The organism is Nostoc linckia z4 (assembly GCF_002608075.1).
GTDB lineage: Bacteria > Cyanobacteriota > Cyanobacteriia > Cyanobacteriales > Nostocaceae > Nostoc > Nostoc linckia.
Map to the genome: position 1 here is coordinate 1 of NZ_LAHA01000027.1, position 14,355 is coordinate 14,355.

The 14,355-nt window shown below is 38.8% G+C and carries 13 protein-coding genes; 9 read left to right on the forward strand and 4 right to left on the reverse strand.

Annotation, left to right across the window (positions count from 1 at the left end):
• The first annotated feature begins 223 nt into the window (after positions 1-223).
• From VF06_RS20950 to VF06_RS20965, 4 genes are all read left to right on the forward strand, one after another.
• A complete protein-coding gene (locus VF06_RS20950) occupies positions 224-829 on the forward strand; it encodes a DedA family protein (protein ID WP_099072808.1) in 606 nt (201 codons plus the stop codon).
• A gap of 157 nt (positions 830-986) precedes the next feature.
• A complete protein-coding gene (locus VF06_RS20955) occupies positions 987-1,610 on the forward strand; it encodes an exopolysaccharide biosynthesis protein (protein WP_099072807.1) in 624 nt (207 codons plus the stop codon).
• Positions 1,611-1,702: 92 nt separating this feature from the next.
• Positions 1,703-2,224: a hypothetical protein gene (locus VF06_RS20960; RefSeq protein ID WP_180267659.1), complete on the forward strand. Its 522-nt coding sequence runs from the start codon at positions 1,703-1,705 to the stop codon at positions 2,222-2,224.
• A gap of 307 nt (positions 2,225-2,531) precedes the next feature.
• The gene (locus VF06_RS20965) at positions 2,532-4,256 is read left to right on the forward strand and encodes an ABC transporter ATP-binding protein (protein WP_099072806.1); all 1,725 of its coding nucleotides are present in this window, start codon (positions 2,532-2,534) and stop codon (positions 4,254-4,256) included.
• Between the two features lie 69 nt (positions 4,257-4,325).
• Here VF06_RS20965 and VF06_RS20970 read toward each other — a convergent pair whose 3' ends face one another.
• The 3 genes from VF06_RS20970 to VF06_RS20980 all read right to left on the reverse strand — a co-directional run bounded on the left by VF06_RS20970 (position 4,326) and on the right by VF06_RS20980 (position 7,861).
• Positions 4,326-5,516, reverse strand: coding sequence for a TIR domain-containing protein (locus VF06_RS20970; RefSeq protein ID WP_099072805.1), 1,191 nt, complete (start codon positions 5,514-5,516; stop codon positions 4,326-4,328).
• A 225-nt stretch (positions 5,517-5,741) separates the two neighbouring features.
• Complete coding sequence (locus VF06_RS20975; protein WP_099072804.1) at positions 5,742-7,199, reverse strand: protein adenylyltransferase SelO; 1,458 nt, start codon at positions 7,197-7,199, stop codon at positions 5,742-5,744.
• 86 nt (positions 7,200-7,285) lie between these two features.
• Positions 7,286-7,861: a GNAT family N-acetyltransferase gene (locus VF06_RS20980; RefSeq protein WP_099072809.1), complete on the reverse strand. Its 576-nt coding sequence runs from the start codon at positions 7,859-7,861 to the stop codon at positions 7,286-7,288.
• A gap of 456 nt (positions 7,862-8,317) precedes the next feature.
• Here VF06_RS20980 and bioB point away from each other — a divergent pair, with 456 nt between their 5' ends.
• Positions 8,318-9,322: a biotin synthase BioB gene (gene bioB / locus VF06_RS20985; protein WP_180267598.1), complete on the forward strand. Its 1,005-nt coding sequence runs from the start codon at positions 8,318-8,320 to the stop codon at positions 9,320-9,322.
• Positions 9,323-9,340: 18 nt separating this feature from the next.
• Complete coding sequence (locus tag VF06_RS42830; protein WP_257207692.1) at positions 9,341-9,472, forward strand: hypothetical protein; 132 nt, start codon at positions 9,341-9,343, stop codon at positions 9,470-9,472.
• Here the strand turns inward: VF06_RS42830 and petL are convergent.
• Positions 9,469-9,564, reverse strand: a complete 96-nt coding sequence (petL, locus tag VF06_RS20990; RefSeq protein ID WP_099072993.1) for a cytochrome b6-f complex subunit PetL — start codon at positions 9,562-9,564, stop codon at positions 9,469-9,471. The two genes, VF06_RS42830 and petL, sit on opposite strands and share 4 nt — an antisense overlap.
• Before the next feature lie 320 nt (positions 9,565-9,884).
• Here petL and aroB point away from each other — a divergent pair, with 320 nt between their 5' ends.
• The 3 genes from aroB (at position 9,885) to VF06_RS21010 (ending at position 14,224) form a co-directional block, all read left to right on the forward strand.
• Positions 9,885-10,976: a 3-dehydroquinate synthase gene (gene aroB / locus VF06_RS21000; RefSeq protein ID WP_099072912.1), complete on the forward strand. Its 1,092-nt coding sequence runs from the start codon at positions 9,885-9,887 to the stop codon at positions 10,974-10,976.
• A gap of 632 nt (positions 10,977-11,608) precedes the next feature.
• Positions 11,609-12,715, forward strand: coding sequence for a hybrid sensor histidine kinase/response regulator (locus tag VF06_RS21005; protein WP_099072910.1), 1,107 nt, complete (start codon positions 11,609-11,611; stop codon positions 12,713-12,715).
• Between the two features lie 396 nt (positions 12,716-13,111).
• Positions 13,112-14,224 carry a hypothetical protein gene (locus VF06_RS21010; RefSeq protein ID WP_099072911.1) on the forward strand — a complete coding sequence of 371 codons (1,113 nt, stop codon included), beginning with the start codon at positions 13,112-13,114 and terminating at the stop codon, positions 14,222-14,224.
• The last annotated feature ends 131 nt before the right edge of the window (positions 14,225-14,355 follow it).

Consider the following 14,355-nt stretch of genomic DNA (forward strand, 5'->3'; position numbering starts at 1 on the left):
GTGTGGGGAGTGTGGGGAGTGTGGGGAGTGTGGGGGAAAGATTTTTTCACCATCCTCCCACACCTCCCACACTTCCTGCTTGCCCAATGCCCAATGCCCAATGCCCAATGCCCAATGCCCAATGCCCAATGCCCAATGCCCAATGCCCAATGCCCAATGCCCAATGACCAATGACTAAGGTTAAGATCTTGTGAGTCTATATATTAGAAAACCAATAAATTTTATGCATTTGGATTTACCGCAACTAATTAAATCACTTGGCTACTTTGGAGTGTGGGCAATTGTTTTCGCTGAGTCTGGCTTGTTAATAGGTTTTTTTCTCCCTGGAGATAGTTTATTATTCACGGCTGGATTTATAGCATCTCAGAATTTACTCAATATCTGGGTTCTGATTTTTGGTGCTTTTGTTTGTGCAGTCTTAGGTGACAATGTTGGCTATTTTACTGGTCATAAATTTGGCAGAAGACTATTTCATAAGGAAGATTCGTGGTTGTTTCACAAAAAACACATTGTTAAAACCCAAAATTTTTATGAAGAACACGGAAAGAAAACTATTGTTCTAGCACGTTTTTTACCTATTGTACGGACTTTTGCGCCCATTGTAGCGGGTATTGGAGCGATGCATTACCGGACATTTATGTCTTACAACTTAATTGGTGGCTTCGTTTGGACTTTTGGAATCACTCTGTTAGGATTTTTCTTAGGGAAATCATTACCACCTGAACAGGTAGATAAGTACTTGTTACCAATTATTGGATTAATTATAGTTATTTCTTTAGTACCTTCAATTATTCATCTGATACAAGAAAATAGAGCAAATAAAGGTTGAAAATATTTCAGAATGCAGAATTCAGAATTCAGGAGTCAAAAGTCCAGATCAACACCAATTCATATATCATTTATGTAATTTATCAATTTTTATTCTCCATCTCATTCATTTCCTAAAACTTCAAACAAATTTAGGATTATTTTCTGGTGCAATAAATATGGCTAAACTATCTAACGAATTGCAACGCTATTTTTTTGAAGAAGAACGACCTGCAAATGTAACTTTGGCAGATATTCTCCTACTAGCCAAAGAAAGAATTTTTGGTTTTTTGCTGATTATTTTATCTCTACCTTCGGCTTTACCAGTTCCAGCACCGGGATATTCAACTCCTTTCGGCATCCTGATTTTTCTACTTGCAATTCAGCTGATTGCTGGTGCTAAAACTCCGTGGCTACCAAATAAAATGATGAATCATGCCATCAAACTTGAAACAGTCCAGGGTTTTTTAAAGGCAGGGATTCCTTGGTTAAAAAGGATTGAAGCGATCGCCCGTCCTCGTTTGAGTTATATTTGTACTACTTTACCAGGTAGAGTAACAATTGGCAGTGCCATCGCCTTGATGGCAATTTCTATGATGATTCCAATTCCCGGAACTAATACCCTACCAGCAATGGGAATTTTCGTCACTAGCTTTGGCTTATCAGAAGATGATGGTGCCATTAGCTTGGGTGGTTTAGTTTTGTGTTTGATGGGAGCAATTTTGACTACTTCAATTCTGTTGGCATTGGTTTGGGGTGGTTCCAGTCTGCTTGACATCATTAAAACTTGGCTAGGTCGTTGAAGAATTCAGGAGTCAGAATGCAGGAGTAGAAAATTAGAAGTCAGAATTAAACGATAAAGCAGTTTGGGTTTTTAAGCTACTCATGAAATTTTATGACTTCCTTAAACATTAACCTCTACCTATTGATAGAAAACCTGATTTTTTTTCTCATTGCCACACTTTTTATTGTGGTTGTAAATTGGGGATGGAAAAACACAAAAACCTACACTTTGCCTTTACCATTTCCTGGTTGGTATAAAATTTGGTTTGGCTCAGTACAAATATTAGGAATACTACTGCCATTAGTAGTGATGTTGCTGTGGGGTGTATGGTGGAGCGATCGCACTGTTTTAACTGTGCTTGGTTGGTATTTTATCGTATTAGGGCTACAAATCATTTCTGAAAGAGTCGCCTTGAGAGAGTTACAAAATGTAGTGTGGGTGATGGTTCCTTACATATACTTACCGTATCGTTTCTGGCAGTTATATGAGGGTTTAACAATTTTAGGTTCTGAAACTAAATGGCTGTGGGTGCGATATTTGTTAATCTTTCAACTAGTGCTGTGGATTATCAATTACGCTATAGATGTATCGCAATTGCCTCGGCTGTTTCGCTGGGAGGTCGAACAAAAATAGATGATATCATGTCCGGTTGAAGACTTATCATTTAAGGGGCAGGGAGCAGCACAGAAGTGGCTTTTGGGATTTTGCTAAAAATGCGGCGGACATGATATGAGGGCATTGGGGAGAGGACAAAAAGAATAACTCCTAGTAGCAATTTGGATTTGGGATTTTAGATTTTGGATTCAAAGCCTTTGTTACAAAGGTATTTCCAGAATTTCAAACAATCCTTCCTATATCAATTCGATATAAGTCATCAGTCATCAGTCAACACTCCCTATTTACCCAATATCCAATACCCTATTTTCCCGGACGTTAGAGTTTGAAAAAGCGTTATAGTTATTGGCTACTGCTACCTTATATCCGACCCCAGTGGCGAACTATCACTAAGGGATTTATTGGCATTTTCGGATATGTGCTGGCAACATTAGTGTTAATCAATCTTGCTGGTAAATTAGCAATTCCCTTCGGACAAGGTAATGTAGTAGCCATCGTCCAAGTAACTGGGATTTGTGCCTTAATTTTTCTTGTGAGGGCTTTGTTTCAATCTATACAAGATATGTACATGGCGAAAGCTGCTCTAAAAGTTGCTTTTCATCTACGCCAACAACTATACTCGCATATCCAAAAGCTCAATCTCAGCTATTTTGAAACCACAAAAGCAAGTGATTTATCTCGCCGCCTCACTGAAGATGTTGACCGAATTGGTGAAGTAGTAAATAAAATATGTCACCAGTTTATTCCCTGTATTTTGCAACTGCTGGCAATTCCGATTTACATGATTTATTTGAATTGGCAATTGACACTAGTAGCGGTAATAGTTACACCATTAATTGCTATTTTAATCAGCTGGTTTGGTAAATACTTAGACAAGTATTCTTTCAAAAGTCAAAATCGGGTGTCTGGTTTATCTGCTATTGTTTCAGAAATTTTTCAAGGTATCCGTTTGGTGCAAGCTTTTGCGGCGGAAAACTATGAAATTGCTCGTTCTGGTTCTGAAGCAGAACGCAGTCTGCGGGCAAAATATTCAGCCCAACGCTTAAAAGCAATGAAAATTCCCATTGTGGGATTTTTAGAAACATCAATTGTCTTATCTTTATTGATAGTGGGGGCGTGGCAAATTTCCCAAGACAATTTGACAATAGCTAATTTTTTTAGTTATCTAGCGGCGGCGGCGCTGTTAATCGATCCCATTAGTCAGATTACTAAAAACTACAATGAATTTCGGCAGAGTGAAGCATCTATTCACCGGGTTTTTGAGTTGATGGCAATTAAACCGACGGCCGTGGAAAAACCACATGCCATAGCTTTACCTCCAGTGACTGGTCAAATCGAATATCGTTATGTTTCTTTTAGCTATCAACTAGGGGAACCTGTATTAAAGAATATCAGTTTTTTGGTATCACCGGGTGAAGCGATCGCTGTTGTAGGTACTTCTGTTGCTAGTAAAATCACGTTGGTAAATCTCTTACCGCGTTTCTACGATCCCCAAATTGGTCAAATCTTAATTGACGATATTAATATCCGCAATGTTAAGTTACATACTTTGCGGCGACAAATAGGCATTATTCCCCAAGAAACTATCATGTTTTCTGGAACAATTGCCCAAAATATTGCTTCTGGGCAAGACTTTTTTGATATGCAAGAAGTCATCGCCGCAGCCAAAATTGCTAACGCCGATGAATTTATTAGCGAATTACCAGAAGGTTATCGTACTTGGGTAGGGGAAGGTGGCGTCAAGTTATCACTATGGCAAAGAAAAAGAATTAACATTGCTCGTGCTGTTCACCTCAACCCACAAATTTTGATTCTCGATGAAACCACATCTGCATTAGATTCCCAGTCAGAAGCTTTGGTGCAGGAAGCCTTAGAAAAACTAATGGAAAACCGGACAGTGTTGATTATTGCCCATCGTTTATCAACAGTCAAAAAGTGCCATCGTATTTTAGTTCTGGAACAAGGACAAATTATCGAATCAGGAACCCACGAAGAATTATTAGACTTAGACGGCCGCTACGCCCAATTTTATACTCACCAATTGAGTTAAGTGAAGTACCAAGAGACTTTCAATTTTGTTCCCCGTTTTCTGCTGTAGGTTTCTACAAAGCATTGTGGTTCAAATAGGTGAAACCGGCTGTAACATGATTTTTGCAAAAATAATTTCATTGACAATATCCATAACATCATTGACCACATCTGCCGCCGTTGATTCATCATTAATATATTGATTCAGTGACTTAAATTTTTCTGGTGATACATTTCCCATTAATTTACTATCCCAATTTTGTAGCATTTCGTCGAAGACTTTTTTCGCATCACCATTAGTGCAGACAATAGGAATCACCGGAATTTTTTCTTGTTTAGCATACATATAAGTCTCGTAAGTTCCGCCAACACCCCCCACAAGAATCACTAAATCTGAATGTTGCAAACAATCTAGCCATTCATTAATACCCGATTCCGTATATTCGATTTTTCCTCCCTTAAACACTGGTTGTTTTCCTTGGGGAACAACGTGTGTTAACTTTTCACTAAGACGTAAATTTTTTTGTGCTATTTTTTCGGCAAATTTATCGGCCACAACATAATCTACTCCCTCCCATCCACCTGTGATTAATTTATAGTCATATTCTGCTATTTTTTCTCCAAGCTTTTGAGCGCACCAATTGACTTCATCAGGAATATGAAAGTTTCCTGTGCCTGCAACTAAAATGCTTCTTTGACTTCTGAGTTGAACGGCATCATTTCTAATAGTATTAATTAGCTGATTGATAAATGCATTAAAATTATGGGTGGGATTGATGCTTAATTTATCCGAGATAAAAAATACGAATTCCTCAAATTTTAGAGAAATATCTATAATTTTGGCAGCAACATTATGCATTGCCGAATCGACATCCGAAGCCAGTTCCCAATTTATGAGTTTTTCTGCTTTTTCTCTTTGTTCCTGCCAATATTTTAGATAATTGCTTTTGGCTTCTTTACTATAAATATTGGCATCTTCTAAAACAACCGGAAAAACTTTTTGTTCGTAATCTTTGTGTTTAATTATTTCAATAGCTTCAAACATACAGTACTCAGAACGCAAATATTTATCGCTGACCACAACAATCACATAATTGCCGCGCCCGATTTCCTGCATGAATTTCTGTATACTTTTCCCTATGGTCAAGTGATTGCGATCGCGAATTAAATTATAACGTTGAGAAATCAGCGCTTCACAAATCTTATCAACTAATTCCTCCCGTTGCCGCCCTGATTCACTGTTGTTGTCTTTCCATGCATAAGATATGTATATCTCGTTCATATTTTTTAAGATTTTCTGAAATGCTTAGTCAAAAGGCATTTCAATTTTATGCATGGAGACGTTGTATGGCAACGTTTCTACAATAGACTTGTTGCAGAAGTAGGGAAAAGGGAAAGGGGGTGCATGTTTGGTATTTTCCCTTTCCCCAATAAAGATGCATCCCTTTGACCACAAGAGTCCAAAAAGCAATTGATTGCAAGAGGTCTAATGGTAACTGCGATTTAACTATTGTCGAGATTGAATTTTCTGTACTAAATCATAAAAAGGTTGCCAATTATCTTCTTGAACAATTGGTTCCCAAATCGATTCAATGACTGGTCTTAATAATGCAGTCTTGGGATTATGAAAAGCCAGAGTTTCGGCGATTATGGGTAGGCGATCGCCATCTAAATCATTCAATATTTTATGGTACAATATACACCAATCATCAAAAATCCCTGATGCTCCCGGTACTGGTACAAGCTCGGAAGCATTCATCACAAATCCTGGTTCATCTCGCCATTTAGCTGAAAAGGTGCGAGCCATTTCATAAAAAAATTCGTGGTAACCAACTTTGCTATTGGTCAGAAATTCAATTGTTAACTTCAAAAGTTCCTTGGTCTGTGGATTTGGTAAATCTAGAAAACCCAATTTTTTCAACATTAAAGAAGTGTATTCTGCTTGATAATATTCCTCAAACTTCGATAATCCAAACTTCAAATCGTCTTGATGAATAATTGCCTTCAAAGGTTCCTGGAGCATTTCTAGATTTAACTGGCAAACGCTTGGTTGATGAATATAACAATAGCGCCCGTAATAATCAAAATATGCAGCTATAAAGTATGGATTATAGTGAGGAATAAATGCATAAGGGCCATAATCAAAACTTTCTCCGGTAATCGACATATTGTCAGTATTGAGAACTGCATGACAAAAACCAGCTGCCATCCACTGGGCTGCTAATTCTGCAATTCTTTTAACTAATTCAGCGTAAAACAAAGCATATTTATTTTCTTGGGCGTCCAAGTGCTGATAATATTCCTTAATTACGTGGTCTAACAGCTTTTGAGTTAAATCTGGACGCTGCAAATAGTGTAGGCGCTCAAAAGTACCAAAGCGAATATGAGAATTGCTCATCCTCACCATTACAGAGGAACGAGTCGGTGAAGGTTCATCTCCCCGCCACAGTGATAAACCAGTTTCAATCATACTCAGACACCGCGAAGTACGTACACCCAAATGATGCAGTGCTTCCGCAGCCAGAACTTCCCGCACTCCACCTTTAAGCGTCAGTAAACCGTCGCCACCACGGGAGTAGGGCGTTCTTCCAGAACCTTTTGTGCCAAAATCGTATAATTGCCCATCAGTACCCCGTACTTGCCCGTAGAGAAAGCCTCTACCATCACCCAATAATGGGTTATAATCACCGAATTGATAGCCGTGATAACGCATTGCCAAAAACGGTTTACGTCCCTCAAATTTGCCAAAAGCTGTGATGAAATCTTCATCTTTAACTACTTGGGGATCGAGACCTAAAGGCGGTAACAGTGCATCATTACGCCAACGCAAGATGTGTTCCGGAAATTCTTCTGCTGCAACCTCGTCGTAGTAGTCATCACCTAAAGATTCCAAAGCGCTTTCGTAGTTGAGAGAAAGAAAAGGATTGCTAGAATTTTTGTTGTTTGGGGTTTGGGCCAGAGTCATTACAAACAAAACTTAATTTATTCTTTCCCTTAATACTACCTCTGGCTTCTGCATCAGTATCCACATCTTCTCAATTACGAAATATTTTAAGATTTGGGTACTTGCCAATTATGATTGATCAGACTTGTCAAAATATGATCTTCCCATTGTCCATTAATTAATAAATAGTCTCTAGCATATCCTTCAATCACAAAACCCAGTCTTTTAAGAACATTGCCACTGCGTCGATTGTGAGGCATATAATTAGCCATGATGCGGTGAAGATTTAATTCTTGAAAAACATATTGAGTTGCGGCTTTTAGCCCTTCTGTCATGTATCCATTACCTTGCTTTGTTTGGGCGAGGCTATATCCTACATAACAAAAATAAGCAACTCCGCGAACAAAATTAGTAAAATTTATAGTCCCAATAATTACATTGGGGTTTTTTTTCGTAAAAATAAATAGCTTTAAAGACTGGCCATTGACAAATTCCAAAAAATTGTTCTCTATTTGATACTGCCAATATTCTTCCGTGAAAAAACCATCAGCCCAAAGAGGGTAGAATGGAGTCAAATAGGTTTTATTTTCAGTAAAATATTTAATAATTTGGGGTATATCCTCTTGAATAGGCGATCGCAATAACAAGCGATCGCTTCTAATTAATGGTAATTCTAATTTCATTGTTGACTGTTGACTGTTGACTGTTGACTGGGGATTGGGCAAATAGGGCATTGGGCATTGGGCATYGGGCATTGGGCATGGGAAGAGGACAAGGAAGACAAGGAGGACAAGGGGGACAAGGTAGCAATCTATCTTTCTCCCTTGTCTCCCCACACTCCCTTGTCTCCCCACACTCCCTTGTCTCCCCMCWCTYCCTTGTCTCCCCACACTCCCCACACTCCCCACCTCCCCATCTCCCCATCCCCCCATCTCCCCATCTCCCTCATCCCTCCCCCTTGAGGATTTTTACTCTAAATCTGCCAATCAACCAAAATATTGATAAGCTGATGTCTAAATATCTAGGCGCAAGGATTGAGAGCTAATGGGTGATTAATAACTTCAATATAAATCCCTTTGCCCAAACGCTGTACCAAAAGGCAGCCTTGATAAACCTAGTCTACAGGAAGGATAGTGACGGTGGGAATACGCTACGATTGGCAGGAATTAGAGATTAGGGCGATATATAACACGCCTTTGCTAGAGCTGATTTATCAAGCTGCTAGCGTGCATCGCCAATATCATGACCCAACAAAAATCCAAGTTTGTAAGCTGATATCTATTAAAACCGGAGGTTGCCCAGAAGATTGTAGCTACTGTGCCCAATCTTCGCGCTATCAAACGGAGGTAAAGCCGCAAGCACTCCTAGAAAAGGAAACCGTTGTCAGTATTGCCCAAAAAGCCAAAGAAACTGGTGTTAGCCGTATCTGTATGGGTGCTGCTTGGCGTCAAGTGCGGGATAACTCACAATTTGACGAAGTCCTGGAAATGGTCAAGGATGTGACAGCAATGGGTTTGGAAGTATGCTGCACTTTGGGAATGTTGACACCAAATCAAGCCCAGCGCTTAGAAGCAGCGGGACTTTACGCCTATAACCATAACTTGGATACCTCCGAAGAATATTACAGCACAATTATCACCACAAGAACTTATGCCGATCGCCTCAACACAATTGAAAATGTCCGTAAAACAAATGTGACTGTATGTTCCGGCGGTATCCTTGGTTTGGGCGAAACTGTGGATGACCGGATTTCTATGTTGCACACTTTAGCAAATTTACATCCGCATCCGGAGTCTGTCCCAATTAATATTCTTTCCCAAGTACCAGGTACACCCTTAGAAAATCAGCCTGATGTCCCCATTTGGGATGTTGTGCGGATGATTGCCACAGCTAGAATTATCATGCCAGCTGCCGATGTGCGTCTGAGTGCTGGTAGGGCGAGACTTTCTCAAGTGGAACAAGCATTGTGTTTTATGGCAGGAGCCAATTCTATCTTTTCCAGCGACGACAACAAAATGTTGACAGTCACCACTCCTTGCCCGGATTATGATAGCGATCGCCAAATGCTGAATTTACTCGGTTTACAAATGCGTCCACCTTCCCCAAGACCTGAGAAAATCTCAAGTCCAGCTGTCGTGGGATGAATAAGAGGGGCAGGGGAGATGGGGAGATGGGGAGATGGGGAAATGGGGAGAGATTTTCACCCTACCGCCCTACCTTTTCCATACCCCATGCCCTATGCCCCATGCCCCATGCCCTCATGGATTGAGAGGTTAAATGTGTCTCTCGATTAAATTATCTTGGCAGTCCGCAAACCGAAAAACAAACCAAGAGCAACACCAAAGAATAAACCCAAGAACCCGATGTAAGCTACAATTGCAAACATTTACTTTTCTCCACAATAGTTCCTAAATCTATTGAATCATTAGTCATTGCTTATTGGTCATTAGTCATTAGTCATTGGTCATTGGGTATGGGGAAAGGGAAAGGGGCAAGGGGGAAAGGGAAAAGATTAAATTTATTCCTTTTCCCCAGCTCGTTTGTCCCTTGTCTCCCCATCTCCCCATCTCCCCATCTCCCCATCTCCCCATCTCCCCATCTCCCCATCTCCCCATCTCCCCATCTCCCCATCTCCCCATCTCGCTATGCCCTATGCCCAACATTGCGATAGAATACACCCCACGGGCGCTTGTTTGGGGTTGGGAAATGACTTCTGTAATTAATGTAAATTTACCAGGGCAGTCTTATGAGATTGCCATCGCGCCTTCAAGCCTAGATCGATTCGGCCAACACATGGCCAGTTTAAAACTAGGTAAGAAGGTACTACTAGTTTCTAATCCAACGATTTTTAAGCATTTTGGCGAAAGAGCCATTACATCGCTGACATCTGCGGGATTTGATGTTGCTAGCTGCACCATACCGCCTGGGGAACGCTATAAAACCCTGAACTCCATCCAAAAACTCTACGATGTGGCCTTAGAAAACCGCTTAGAACGTTCTTCGACTATGGTGGCTTTGGGGGGAGGCGTAATTGGTGATATGACTGGTTTTGCGGCTGCAACTTGGCTGCGGGGCATTAATGTTGTGCAAGTGCCTACTTCGCTGTTGGCAATGGTAGATTCGGCAATTGGTGGCAAAACTGGCGTTAATCATCCCCAGGGGAAAAATTTAATTGGGGCATTCCATCAACCACGCTTGGTTTTGATTGACCCAGAAGTGTTGAAAACTCTTCCAGCGCGGGAGTTTCGGGCAGGGATGGCGGAAGTTATCAAGTACGGCGTGATTTGGGATGCTGAATTATTTGCCCAGTTGGAAGCAAGCAAACGCCTCGACCAACTCCGCTATGTCAAACCTGAATTGATCGACATCATCTTAATGCGTTCTTGTCAAGCAAAGGCTGATGTTGTTAGCAAAGACGAAAAAGAAGGTGGCTTAAGGGCGATTCTCAACTATGGACATACCATCGGTCATGCGGTGGAAAGTTTGACTGGTTATCGAAGCGTAAATCACGGCGAAGCAGTGGCAATTGGTATGGTAGCAGCTGGGCAAATTGCTGTGGAACTGGGAATGTGGCAAAAGGAAGACACTGAACGTCAAAATGCTTTAATTCACAAAGCTGGTTTACCGACTAAGTTACCAGCTGGGGTGGATATTGAAGCAATTATTGAAGCCTTGCAGTTAGATAAAAAAGTCAAAGATGGAAAAGTGCGGTTTATTTTGCCAACACAAATTGGTGTAGTGACAATTACTGATGAAGTGCCATCAGATGTTATTCGCCAAGTGCTGCGGGAGATTTGACTAAAATCGGTAATTACTGAAATAAATCAATGAGAAAGTATAAAATCAAGGATAAATTCTGAGCCTATTTACAGTAGAAGTAGTGTAAAAATACTACCTTTAGGATGTGAGGGTGAATTTTTCACCCAATATGATTTTCATAGGACGATGCACTTTATCTTTATTTAGCTAAGGGCAAACGCAGTATAGACATGTTCTAGTAGCTGTAAATCACCAAGCTAGGATGCAAAAGAAGAAATGAAAATTAAGTCAAGAATTATTCACTGCAAGTTTATAAAAATTTTCTAAAGAAAAATCTAATGCGTTATTGATAAATAATTTTGGGAAAAATAAACTATCAGAACTCCATAAACAAATTTCTACTATTAATATGACAATTTATATGCTCAAACAAACTCAATCAAATACGGGAGGCGATCGCCACTCCAATATATAACAGCAATAAGGTTTTCGGGAAATCTAGCTTTTCAATGAAATTAAGAATATACAAGGTTTTTTTTACACCAAAAAATACCAAGATTTTGCCAAAATTTAATTAACTCAACCAGCAAAAAAAGCGGGTATTTTTCAGTAATCAGTTATGAGGATTATTCCAGATTTTGAGTATCAATAAAATTGAAATAATATAGTCAATGAATACCATTTTAATCATAGAAGATGAAGAACAAATTCGAGAAAACATTGAAGAGATTTTACAAATTTCGGATTTTAAAACTTTGATTGCTCCCAACGGCAAAATTGGATTAGAAATTGCTAAAACTAAATTACCTGATTTGATTATCTGCGACATTATGATGCCAGACTTAGATGGCTATAGTGTACTGACTGCTCTGCGTAAAAACGAAGCAACTGCGAATATTCCTGTGATATTTGTCACAGCTAAAGCTGAGCGTTCAGATTTTCGTCATGGTATGGAAATTGGAGCTGATGATTATTTAACAAAACCATTTACAACTGAAGAATTATTAAAAGCGATCGCCACTCGTTTACATAAACAATCTCTACTTCAACGTCAATCTCAAGCGAAACTAGATGAACTTAGAATTAATATCGCTCATTCATTACCTCATGAACTCAATACTCCCTTAAATGGAATTCTGGGAATGTCACAATTGTTAGTTGACAGTCGTCGCATGATGCGTGAATCTGAAGAAATTGAAATTGCAGAGTTAATTTACACCTCAGCTAACCGACTCAATCGATTAACTCAACGTTTTTTACTCTACTCTAATCTAGAATTAATCATCCGAGATAGCGAAAAAATTCAAGAAATTAAAGAAACTTCAGAACAATGTCTTGCTAAAAAAGTTATTAGTGATGTTTGTCTTCAAAGAGCTAGAGAATTTTGTCGAACCAAAGATTTAACTCTCGAACTTACAGAATCAATCCTGCAAATGCCAGAAGATAAATTGAGGATTGTCATTGATGAATTAATAGAGAATGCTTTTAAATTTTCTTTACCTGGTAGTCAAGTTCGAGTTATTAGCAATTTCGATGGTCACAAATTTCGTTTACACTTAATTGATAATGGCAAAGGAATGACAATTGAAGAAATTGAAAGAATCGGAGCATTTATTCAATTTAATCGCAAATTCAACGAACAACAAGGCTCTGGATTGGGGCTTAGTATTGTTCAGAACATAATTAAATTATATGGCGGTGAATTGCTATTTAATAGTATTCCTGAACAACAAACTATTGTCACCATTGTTTTACCTAACCAAAGTAATCAAAAGTAAAAAAAACGAGAATTTCACAATCAAATATCAAAATTATTAATATAATAAAATTCCTATAATTTATAGATTTTGTTTGAATTATTCAAATTTTTTCTCTTTAAAAATGTAGTGTTTTATTACGAAAAATAAATATATAGGAATCCGCTTTGATTACTGAAATTATTTGCGTAGAAGGGAACAGGGAACAGGGAATAGGGAATAGGTAAGAAGGAATCAAAATGTACTGATTTTTTTCAAAAATCAAATACTAGTCCTATATAAAATATAAAATTATCAAATAAATCTTTACTTAAGGGCTTAACTTTCTAATTTTTACTTGATGTATACAACTTCATTACCAATTCTTAAATATCATCATTTACTCTAATTTTTGTTGTGCATCTCAGAGCGGTCTAAATGATATTTAAAAGAATTGTTTTGGTTGCCATCGGGCTAATTTTAGCAATCTTCTTCAGCAGTGTTACTCAGTTCAAAACCATTGCCCAATCTCTTACAGATTTAGATTTAGCTGCGTATTATGCTCCAATTCACTATCAAGATACTGATAGCACTAAGTATAGTGGAGACTATATCACGCGCTTTGATTACGATAATGATTGGCAGGGAACAAATAACTGGGATAATCTTTTTCAATTTGCTTTGAATGCTCATGGTTACTATTCTGTAGTTGAAAGTTGTACTCATTGGTTCATCACCTATTCTTTTTTCCATCCTCAAGATTGGACTGATATTCCCTTTGACCAAGAACATGAAAATGATTTAGAAGGTTTATTAACAATTGTTCGTAAAGATGGCTCAACTTTTGGCAAACTTGAAGGAATTGTAACTGCATTTCATCGAGACTTTTACTCCTATACACCAGTTGGTAGTCCCTTAACAAATGGTGCAGAAAATATTGATGGAACGCTTACTACAAGCAGCTACAGTGGTTCGCAACATCCGTTGACTTCTCAAGAAGCTAAAGGTCATGGTTTAAAAGCCTGGCCTAATGCTGGGGATTTTCAAGGGGCCAGTAATGAAGATGGAATTATTTACTATCCTTCTAAAACTACCACTGAAGTTCCTGCTTCTGGCAACGATCGCAATGTGCAATACTTACTCTTAGATGTATTTGCCTCCAATGGAATGTGGCAACATCAATTAAATGAGGCTGCATTACCAAGTTCTTCATCTCTCACTTTTGCTAGTTGGGGAACTTTTAAGGGAGATTCTAGTGGTGGATGTGGTGCTGGGACACCAACTTGTAGTGAGAATTCTGCCAATACACCTTGGGGTTGGGATGATTCCAATGATGGTGGAGTATACAAAGGTGAAATGGCTTTAGATCCCGCTCACTTGACGGATGTTTATTTTAATGGATTGGGTAACTTTGATACAACCTACATCCGTAATAAATTTATTAAGGATTTGAGAGATAGGGAATATAATTCAGCAAATCTGCCCCAAGGCTGGCCTAGTCAACTCAATTTGAATTCTTTGATTGGTAAACTAAAAAACCAATGTTTTTAAGTATTGCTAAGAGGCAAGAGGCAAGAGGCAATAAGTTTTGTTTAAGGCTTATTTAGGATTGCAACAGCAGTAATTTGATTTTGGTTTGAAAATTCAGTCAGAATAATAATAGGCAATCATAGAGGATGATA